General features: G+C 31.5%; 7 protein-coding genes. 6 read left to right on the plus strand and 1 reads right to left on the minus strand.

What is annotated here, in order from left to right:
- Positions 1-2,994: a SusC/RagA family TonB-linked outer membrane protein gene (locus ACH2BC_RS00850; protein WP_395052044.1), complete on the minus strand. Its 2,994-nt coding sequence runs from the start codon at positions 2,992-2,994 to the stop codon at positions 1-3.
- 225 nt (positions 2,995-3,219) lie between these two features.
- On the opposite strand from ACH2BC_RS00850, the gene ACH2BC_RS00855 reads away from it, so the two are divergent.
- The 6 genes from ACH2BC_RS00855 to ACH2BC_RS00880 all read left to right on the plus strand — a co-directional run.
- Positions 3,220-4,251 (plus strand): LacI family DNA-binding transcriptional regulator, encoded by a 1,032-nt coding sequence (locus ACH2BC_RS00855; protein ID WP_395052045.1) that lies wholly within the window; start codon positions 3,220-3,222, stop codon positions 4,249-4,251.
- A 189-nt stretch (positions 4,252-4,440) separates the two neighbouring features.
- Positions 4,441-5,961: an MFS transporter gene (locus ACH2BC_RS00860; RefSeq protein ID WP_395052046.1), complete on the plus strand. Its 1,521-nt coding sequence runs from the start codon at positions 4,441-4,443 to the stop codon at positions 5,959-5,961.
- Entirely contained in the window at positions 5,961-6,614 is a 654-nt protein-coding gene (gene pgmB / locus ACH2BC_RS00865) for a beta-phosphoglucomutase (protein WP_395052047.1), read from the plus strand. Before ACH2BC_RS00860 ends, pgmB begins: the two co-directional genes overlap by 1 nt.
- Before the next feature lie 108 nt (positions 6,615-6,722).
- Positions 6,723-9,029 (plus strand): glycoside hydrolase family 65 protein, encoded by a 2,307-nt coding sequence (locus ACH2BC_RS00870; protein WP_395052048.1) that lies wholly within the window; start codon positions 6,723-6,725, stop codon positions 9,027-9,029.
- A 183-nt stretch (positions 9,030-9,212) separates the two neighbouring features.
- Positions 9,213-9,590, plus strand: coding sequence for a GxxExxY protein (locus tag ACH2BC_RS00875; RefSeq protein ID WP_395052049.1), 378 nt, complete (start codon positions 9,213-9,215; stop codon positions 9,588-9,590).
- Between the two features lie 50 nt (positions 9,591-9,640).
- On the plus strand, positions 9,641-11,333 hold a 1,693-nt coding region (locus ACH2BC_RS00880; RefSeq protein ID WP_395052050.1), incomplete at its 3' end, for a glycoside hydrolase family 13 protein.

Below are 11,333 nucleotides of genomic sequence, written 5' to 3' on the forward strand. Positions count from 1 at the left end.
TTAAAATTTTATATTCGCTCCAAAAAGATACGAACGTTGTCTTGGATAAATTGTATTATCAATACCATTATTAGCAATTTCAGGATCCAATCCTGTATAATCTGTAAGTACAAATATATTTTGTGCTCCAGCAAATAATCTTAAAGAAGCTTTTCCATCTAACCATTTAGGAAAAGTATATCCTAAAGTAACATTGTCTAATCTAAGATAAGAACCGTTTTCTATAAACAAATCTGACAAAATAACATCTGCTGTATTAATGAAATTAGTGTTTTCAACAGAAGTAGGAATGTTTCCAAGTGCTGTCCCATCTTGTAAAAGACTGTATTGAGCTCTACTTGCATTAACTGCATTGAATATTCTATTTCCTACACTTGCTCTAAAATTAAAAGCAAAATCAAAGTTTTTATAATTCAAATTTGAAGCAAATCCAAAAGTTGCATCAGGATCAGAATTTTTATAAATGTATCTATCATTACCATTTATAATTCCGTCACCATTTAAATCTGCATAAGCACCTTCAATTGGTTGACCTGCATTTGTGTATAATTGTTTGTAAACATAAAATGAATTTGGAGTAAAACCTTGACTATATATTTGTGAAGTTCCACCTACACCAGCGCCAGTATCGCCAATCAATATATCTGAACCTAAAGCTAACTCTTCAATACGTCTTTCATACTTTGTTGCATTAAAGTTAAGATTCCAAGTTAGATTAGTTGTTTTGACAACATCAGAATTAACAGAGAACTCAATACCTTTAGTTGTAAGACTTCCAATGTTTTGAAAACCTCTATTAGAGAAATTACCTCCATCTGGAAGAGCTGATCTAACTATTAAATCTTCTGATCTTTTATAAAAAACATCTAACGCACCAGTTATTCTATTGTTAGCAAAACCATAATCTAAACCTGCATTGTAAGTTGTAGTTTCTTCCCATTTAATTAATGAGTTGTAAGGTCTAGATAATCCAATAGGTAAAGTTGTTGAACCAAATGTATACTGAGAGTTTCCATCTCCATTAACATATCTTTGTAAATATTCATAAGCTGCTGGTATATCTTGTTGTCCTGTTATACCATATCCCAAACGAAGCTTTAAATCAGAAATTATTTTAGAATCTTTGAACAAATCTTCTTTCATTTTCCACGCAAATGCAGCCGCTGGAAAATTACCCCAACGATTGTCTTCGCTAAATCTAGAAGAACCGTCTCTTCTGTATGATAATGTTAATAAGTACTTACTATTAAAATTCAAATTCACTCTTCCAAAAAAACCAATTAGAACCACTTCTGGATCAATTTCTAATTCTGGACCTATTAAATTATAACCTGGTTGATAAATATTTCTAGTAAAAAAAGTCTCTCCTTCAAATTTTTGATAAGAATAACCTGCAGTAGCATCAAAGTTTAATTTTCCAAATGCCTTATTATAAGTTAAATAAGTATCTAAAAGTTTATTTTTTTGATTTCTTTCAGAAAATTCATTTGTACCATAAGCTTGATTATTATTACTTGGCCCAGAAGCTGCATTTGTATCAACTAATCTAGTTCTTTCGCCATTTGATTCATCAAAACCAACATTAACTACAGCTTTTAAAGCTGGAAAGAAATGAAATTTATAATCTAATTCAAAGTTTCCAAAAATTCTATTATTAATTCCAGTATCATAAGTTTGAGACAATTGAGCAACTGGATTTCTAGCTCCAAGAAGCAATTCATTGTTTGATTGGTTGAAATATTCATAAAAACCATTATAATAAGAACCTGGTTGGTAAACCGGTTTTGTTGGATCAAATCTAATTGCAGAACCTTCTACTCCATCAGCAAAACGGTTGTTCTCGTTAGCATAAGTAGCATTCAATCTTAATTTTAAATGGTCTTTAAATAATGAAGGATTTAAAGTTGTAGAAATTGTATTTCTATTGAATTTATTTGTTAATCTAAGTCCTTCTTGATAAGTGTTACCTATAGACAAACGAGCAGGAATTGCTTTAAATAAATTTCCTTTTAAAGAAATATTATTGTCAACAAAATCAGTTCTTCTGTAAATTTCATCTTGCCAATCAGTATCAGAAAGAATTCTTCCTTCAATAATACCAGTTGTAAGTGGATTGTCAACAAGCAGAGAGTTTGGATCATCTACTCCTAATTGATTTACAAAATTTGGAAATCTAGTTTCAATTAAGTTAGCATAACTTTTAGAATCATAAACATTTATTTTTTTAACTAAATTACCAGAACCATATTGAAAATTATAATCTACAGATAATTTTTTTCCTCCTTTTTTGGTAGTTATTATAATTACACCATTAGAAGCTCTTGATCCATATATTGCGGTTGCTGATGCATCTTTTAGAACTGTAAAACTTTCAATATCATTTGGATTCAATGCTGCAAGAATTGAACTTGAACCAGTATTTGAATTATTAGAAATTGGTAATCCATCAATTACTATTAATGGATCATTACTAGCAAATAATGAAGAACCACCACGAATTCTAATTTGAGAACCTGAACCTGGAGAACCACTTGTGTTTACAGTAACCCCAGCTATTCTTCCATTTAATAAATTTTCTGCTGTTACGTTTGTACCTTTATTAAAATCTTTTGCTCCAAGTGTTGTTACAGAACCAGTAGCATCTTTTTTCTTAACAGTTCCATAACCAACTTGTACTACAACTTCTTGCAACACATTAGATTCTTCTTGCAAAGAAACCGAAACTGATTTTTGCCCACTAAAATTAACAGTTTCACTTTTATATCCAATAAACGAAAAAACAACATTATCGCCATTTTTTAAATTAGATAATTTAAATTTACCGTCAAAATCGGTAGAAGTACCATTTGTAGTACCATCAATAATTACATTTACTCCTGGAACTGGTTGCTTGGTTTTAGAATCCAAAACAACTCCATCTAAACTGCTCTGTGCTAGAATTGTAGCTGGAAGCAAGAGTAATAAAAATAACAACTTTTTATAAATTGTTTTCATACATTTTGTTTAAGTTAAATTTAGTTTTTTTGCTTGTATATTTACTTCGAATGTTAAATTTATGTAAAATATTAAGATAAAAAAATAAACACTTGTTAAAGAAGTACCGAAAACGTTTTCGTGTTGAAAACTTTCTGTAAAATATATGATTTTAGCACTAAAATTGCGATTACTAAAAATAAAATATACCTTTATTAAATAATTATAAATTATCCTGTTTTTAAGATGAGAAGAAAAGTAACTTTAAAGCAAATTGCTAGAGAATTAGATGTATCCATTTCAACGGTTTCAAAATCTCTTAGAAATAGTCTAGAAATTAGCGAAGATACACGTCAAAAAGTTCAAGCATTTGCCAAACTTTACAACTATCGACCGAATAATATTGCTCTTAGCTTAAAGAACAGAAAATCTAAAACAATTTGTATAATTATTCCCGAAATTATTCATCATTTTTTTGCTACAGTTATTAGCGGTGTTGAAAGAATTGCTAACGAAAAAGGTTACAATGTAATTGTTTGTTTGTCTGACGAATCCTTTGATAAAGAAGTAATTAATATGGAAATGCTTGCCAATGGAAGTATTGACGGATTTATAATGTCATTGTCTAAAGAAACCCAACAAAAAAGAGATTTTCATCATATTTCTGAAGTTATAAATCAAGGAATGCCAGTTGTTATGTTTGACAGAGTTACCAATGATATTTTGTGTGACAAAGTCATTATTGACGATGGATTAGCAGCTTTTAATGCCACTCAATTTTTAATTGACAAAGGATTTAGAAAAATTGCAATAATCTCAACTGTTGATTACGTTAGTGTTGGAAAATTAAGAACTGATGGTTACATTCAAGCATTAAAATCAAATGATATAAAATTAGATGAAAATTTAATTCTAAAAATTGAAGATACTGATAATTTTGAGTCGCAAATTGTTTCCCTTATCGAAAATAATGAATTGGATGCTATTTTTGCGGTTAACGAAATTTTTGCAGTAACAGCAATAAAAGTCGCAACAAGATTGGGTAAAAAAGTTCCTGAAGATATATCTATTATTGGTTTTACAGATGGTATCATTTCTAAATATTCATCGCCATCAATTACTACTGTAAGTCAAAATGGAGTGAAAATGGGTGAAAAAGCAGCCAAAATGTTATTAGAAAAACTGGAATTAGAAGAAGATGAAGACGAAGAATATGAAGAACAATATAAAACTGAAGTTATTGAAACAGAATTGGTAGAGCGAGAATCTACTTTGTAGAAATTGTTCTATTTGTTAACATATAACGTTTTCGTAATGCATTAAATCTAATTTGTATTTGATACTACATTGCAATTAAAAAACTTTTTTATCTTTACAAAATCAAAGCTTGTACTTTTTACTTCGAAAACAAAAAATAAGTTTTGATAAGCATCGCGCTTATCGTTTTATAATCAATACAATACGATAATGGAAAAGCGTAAATTAGGTTTCTGGGAAATCTGGAATATGAGTTTCGGATTCTTAGGAATTCAATTTGGTTTTGCACTACAAAACGCAAATACTTCACGAATTTTTGATACTCTTGGTGCCGAAGTTGACAAAATAGGACTCTATTGGTTGGCTGCGCCACTTACTGGATTAATCATTCAACCCATTGTGGGCTATTTTTCTGATAGAACTTGGACAAAACTAGGTAGACGAAGACCTTATTTTCTAGTAGGTGCAATTCTTTCGTCTATTGCATTAATTATGATGCCCAATTCCCCAACTTTATGGATTGCCATTGGAACTTTATGGATTATGGATTCGTCCATCAACATATCAATGGAACCTTTTCGTGCCTTTGTGGGTGATAATTTATCAGAAAAACAACGTACTTTAGGATTTGCAATGCAAAGTTTCTTTATCGGACTTGGTGCTGTAGTTGGATCGGCTTTACCTTATGTTTTTACAAATTTTGTAGGTTTAGAAAATACTGCCGCTAAAGGAATTATTTCGCCGTCTGTAAAATGGTCGTTTTATGTTGGTGGAATTGTATTTTTATTAGCCGTTTTATGGACCGTTTTTAAATCCAAAGAATATTCGCCAGAAGAATTAGAAGCATTTGAAAATACAAGAAACGAAAACAAAACATTTGATGCATCACAAGAAAGAGGTTGCACCGAAAAAAGACAATTAAATATTGGATTAGCATTAGCAATAATTGGAGCACTACTTTCTTATTTTGTTTATGATTTAAATTCAAAAAGTGACAACAGTCATAAAGAACTTTACATATTATCTATTGGGATTTTCGTTACTGGATTTTTGTTTTCAATCGTTTCAATACTAAGAACAAATAATGTTAGAAATGGATTTACTATTATTATCACCGATTTATTGAATATGCCAAAAACGATGAAACAATTGGCTTGGGTTCAATTCTTTTCTTGGTTTGCGCTTTTCTCAATGTGGATTTACACTACTAAAGCGGTTACAGGTCACGTTTTTGGAACTTCAGATTCTACATCAAAAATCTATAACGATGCTGCCGATTGGGTTTCAATAATGTTTACAGTTTACAATGGAGTTGCAGCTGCAGTTGCCTTTTTACTTCCAGTTTTAGCAAGAAGAACAAGTAATAAATTTACACATATGTTAGCATTATGCGCTGGCGGAATTGGATTAATTTCGGTTTATTTTCTTTCTGATAAAGTAGGATTATTATTAGCAATGGTTGGAGTTGGAATTGCTTGGGCAAGTATTTTATCCATTCCTTACGCGATGCTTTCTGGTTCTTTGCCATCCAACAAAATGGGATATTATATGGGAGTTTTCAACTTTTTTATTGTAATCCCACAAATTGTTGCAGGAACGATTTTAGGATTTTTAGTGAACACATTTTTTAACGACGAACCTATTTATGCACTAATTATTGGCGGTTGCTCAATGATTGTTGCTGGACTTTTAACACTCACTGTAACAACTAACAAAAAGATTGACATTTAATGACAAAAAAAGCATTCATATTCGACCTCGACGGAGTACTAGTTGACACAGCAAAATATCATTTTTTGGCGTGGCAAAAATTAGCTCAAGAACTCGGAATCGAATTTACACCAGAACACAACGAAGATTTAAAAGGAGTTTCTAGAGTTCGCTCGCTAGATATTATTCTAGAATTAGGAAACGTTACCGCTTCGCAAGAAGACAAAAACAAATGGCTAATTCAAAAAAATGAAGATTATTTATCCTATTTAGTAGATATGGATGCATCCGAATTATTACCTGGCGTTTTACCAGTTTTACATTATTTGAAAGATAAAAATCAATTAATCGCACTCGGATCTGCAAGTAAAAATGCACGACCAATTTTAGAAAAAACTGGAATAATTTCAATGTTTGATGCAATAGTTGATGGAAACGATGTTGCTAACGCAAAACCAGATCCAGAAGTTTTCTTGCAAGCTGCTAAATTATTAAATGCAACCTGTGAAAATTCAATTGTTTTTGAAGATTCCGTTGCCGGAGTTCAAGCTGCAAATACAGCAAATATGATAAGTGTAGGCATTGGAGATGATAAAATCCTGCACGAAGCAAAGTACAATTTTCAAGATTTTACCTATATTGATGTTTCTTTTATTGAAGCGTTGATAAATTAGAAAAGAGAAAAAAAAAATTAGAAAAAAGAGAAAAGAAAATTGAAAACTAAAATGATTTAGATATTAGAATTAAACTTCTAAACTTTAAACTTTTAAACTTTTAAAAAAATGAACCAAGATTATATAAAACCAGACAATTGGTCCATCATTGAAGAAGGATTTGATGCAGAAAGAGTAAAATCGTCTGAAAGTTTGTTCAGTATCGGTAACGGTGCAATGGGACAAAGAGCCAATTTTGAAGAAAACTACACAGGCGAAACTTTTCAAGGAAGTTACATTGCAGGAATATATTATCCAGACAAAACCAAAGTAGGTTGGTGGAAAAATGGCTACCCAAAATATTTTGCCAAAGTTTTAAATGCACCCAATTGGATTGGAATTGACATTGAAATTAATGGAGAAAATTTCGATTTAAATACGTGCACCGAAGTGAATAATTTCCGTCGCGAATTGAATATGAAGCAAGGAATTTATACACGTTCTTTCGAAGCAACGTTGCAAAACGGAACCGAAATTGAAGTAAATGTAAAACGTTTTCTATCTTTAGATTTAGATGAAGTTGGTGTAATAAATTATGAAATTATACCTATTAATAAAGATGCAAAAATAGTTTTCAAACCTTACATTGATGCAGGAGTTTCTAATGAAGATGCCAACTGGGAAGAAAAATTCTGGGAACCATTAGATGTAAAAAATTCTGGAAACGAAGCTTTTGTAACTGCAAGAACGTTTAAAACGCATTTTATCGCAACAACATTTATGCAAAATAGCATTTTGTTGAACGATAAAAATTTGAATGTAAAACCTTCCAATGTAGATTCAAATAAAGAAAAAGTAGAATTTTCATATGAAGTTCAAGTTGCAAAAGGTGAAAAAGCTGCAATCCAAAAAATGGCAGGTTACACCGTTTCTCTAAATCACGAAAATACTCAAGTTGCTGCAGAAAATGCTATAAAATCTGCTTTAGCAACAGGATACAACCAACTTTTACAAAACCAAATTACTGCTTGGGCAAAAATTTGGGAAATGAGCGACATTACAATCGATGGCGACGTAAAAGCTCAACAAGGCATTCGTTTCAATATTTTTCAGTTAAATCAAACCTATTTAGGAAAAGATTCTCGATTAAATATTGGTCCAAAAGGTTTCACTGGCGAAAAATATGGTGGCTCGACTTATTGGGATACCGAAGCGTATTGCATTCCGTTTTATATGGCGACGAAAGATCAACAAGTGGCTCGAAATTTATTGACTTATCGATACAATCAACTAGGTAAAGCGATTGAAAATGCTAAAGACAATTTAGGATTTACAAATGGTGCAGCTTTGTATCCAATGGTTACGATGAATGGCGAAGAATGTCATAACGAATGGGAAATCACGCACGAAGAAATTCACAGAAATGGCGCGATTGCTTTTGCGATTTTCAATTACCACAGATATACTGGAGATTATTCTTATATTCCAGAAAAAGGATTGGAAGTTTTAATTGGAATTGCTCGTTTTTGGCATCAAAGAGCTAGTTTTTCAACCAACAAAAATCAATATATGATTTTAGGTGTTACTGGTCCAAACGAATATGAAAACAATGTAAACAATAACTTTTATACCAATTATATTGCCAAATGGTGTATCGATTATACGCATGAACAAATCCAAAAAGTTTCGTTAGAATATCCACAAGATCACAAACGCATTATCGAAAAAGTAAAATTATCAGATGCTGAATTGCAAGATTGGAAAAAAGTATCTGGCAATATGTATTTCCCATTTTCTAAGAAACACGATGTTTATTTGCAACAAGATGGATTTTTAGATAAAGATTTAGTTCCAGTTGCAGCTTTAGATATATCGCACCGACCAATCAATCAAAAATGGTCTTGGGATAGAGTGTTGCGTTCACCATACATCAAGCAAGCCGATACATTGCAAGGGTTTTATTTCTTCGAAGATCATTTTACAAAAGAACAATTAGAAAAACATTTCGATTTTTACGAGCCATTTACGGTTCACGAAAGTTCTTTATCGCCTTGTGTTCACTCTATTCAAGCAGCTAAATTAGATAAAATTGATATGGCGTACACATTCTATTTACGAACATCACGTTTAGACTTAGACGATTATAATAAAGAAGTTGAAGAAGGTTGCCATATCACGTCAATGGCTGGAACTTGGATGAGTATTGTAGAAGGTTTTGGCGGAATGCGAGTGAAAAATGATGCACTTCATTTCGAACCAAAAATCCCAAAAGAATGGAAAGGATATAGTTTTAAAATCAATTTTAGAAATCAGATTTTGAAAGTTGCTGTCAATCACAACGAAACGCAATTTTCTTTGGAAGGAAATAATCAAATTTCTGTTTTCGTTAATGGTAATTCTGTTTTGGTGGAACCTAATAATTTGGTAACGGTCTAATTTCTCGCAAAGACGCAAAGTCGCAAAGTAAAATTCTTTGCGATTTTGTTTTTTATTAATTTCAAACTTTGCTTCTTTGCACGAGAAAATATTGAAAGAAACTGAAAAAGTTTTATCAAAAAATATTTTAGAAGTTTAAAATTGGCGCCTTTGCGTCTTTGCGAGAAATTAAAATTAAAGATTATGACAGAAAATGACTTATCAAAAATAATTGTAGACTTAAGCTATAAAATTCACACAAAACTTGGACCTGGATTATTAGAAAGTGTTTACGAAGCTATTTTATATCACGAATTAACTAAAAAAGGATTTAAAGTTGACAGACAAAAACCAATTCCTGTTATTTGGGATGATATTTATTTAGATATAGGTTTTCGTTCTGATTTAATTGTAGAAGATAAAGTCATTGTCGAAATAAAATCAGTTGAGCAAATTTCAAATGTTCATCCAAAACAGTTACTGACTTATTTGAGAATTACAGGTATGAAATTAGGTTTGCTAATAAATTTCAACGAAGCACTAATAAAAAATGGCATAAAAAGAATAGTCAACAATCTATGATTAGAAAATAGTGCTTTGCGCCTTTGCGTCTTTGCGAGAAAAAAAAAGAAATGAAAAAACTACTTTTATTACTACTTATAACAACCACAACTTTCGGACAAATAGAAAAAGTGGAACCGCCTTTTTGGTGGACTGATATGAATTTATCAAGCGTACAAATTATGTTCTACGAAAAAAACATTGCGCAATACGATGTCACAACTTCCAATTCAATTGTAATAGAAAACATAAAAAAAACCGAAAATCCAAACTACGTTTTTGTAACCATAAATACAAAAAACAGTCCAGCACAAGATTTTACTTTTTCATTTTCAAAAAATAAAAAAACAGCTTTTACCCAAAAATATTCTCTAAAATCTAGAAGAGAAAATTCTAAAAACAGAAAAAGTTTCGATGCATCGGATGTTGTTTACCTAATAATGCCCGACAGATTTGCAAACGGAAATCCCAACAACGACAACTCACCAGAAACTACTGAAAAATCAGACCGAAATATTCCTGGCTCAAGACACGGTGGCGATATTGACGGAATTATAAAAAACCTTGATTACCTGAAATCACTTGGCGTAACGGCACTTTGGCCAACACCACTTTGCGAAGACAACGACGAAAAATATTCTTATCACGGTTATGGACAATCAGATGTTTACAAAATTGATCCACGATATGGAACTAATGATGATTATGCCAAATTATCAGCAGAATTGCACAATCGCGGAATGAAAAATATTATGGATTATGTTACCAATCATTGGGGTTGGCAGCATTGGATATATAAAGATTTACCAACTTACGATTGGATTCATCAATTTCCTGGATTTTCTCAATCCAATTACAGAATGACTACACAAATGGATCCAAATGGTTCTAAAATTGACGCTAAAAATTGTATGGATGGTTGGTTTGTTCCTTCAATGCCAGACTTAAATCAATCCAATTCTTTAGTTTTAAATTACTTGACGCAAAACGCCATTTGGTGGATAGAATTTGCCGATTTAGATGGTTTTCGTGTCGACACTTATTCTTATAATGACAAAGAAGGAATTGCCAAATGGACCAAATCCATAACCGATGAATATCCTTATTTTAATATTGTTGGCGAAGTTTGGATGCACGACCAAGCGCAAATGGCCTATTGGCAAAAAGACAGTAAAATTGCTGCAATACAAAGTTATAATTCTAATTTACCAAGCGTTATGGATTTTACTTTGCACGATGCCATCAGTCAAGTTTTTAATGAAGATAAATCGTCTTGGGATAAAGGAATGGTAAAAGTTTACGAGAATTTTACTAATGATTTCTTGTATCCAAACATTAATAATATGCTAACTTTTGCCGAAAATCACGATACACAACGTTTCAACGAAATTTATAAAAACGATTTCAAAAAATACCAAATGGCAATGACTTTGGTAGCAACAGTTCGCGGAATTCCGCAATTGTATTACGGTTCAGAAATTGGAATGGCAGGAAACAAAGACAAGTTGGGCGATGCCGACATTCGAAAAGATTTTCCTGGCGGATGGAATGCAGATGCAAATAATGCTTTTACAAATGCTGGAAGAACTCAAACTCAAAAACAATATTTCGATTTTACTTCTAAATTATTCAATTGGCGAAAAACCAATGATGTTGTACATTTTGGAAAAATGAAACATTATAATCCAGAGAATAATGTCTATGTTTATTTTAGATATAACGATGAAAAATCGGTTATGGTAATCATTAATAACAATCCAGAAA

Origin of the sequence: Flavobacterium sp. (assembly GCF_043760115.1) — a bacterium.
Classification (GTDB): Bacteria; Bacteroidota; Bacteroidia; order Flavobacteriales; family Flavobacteriaceae; genus Flavobacterium.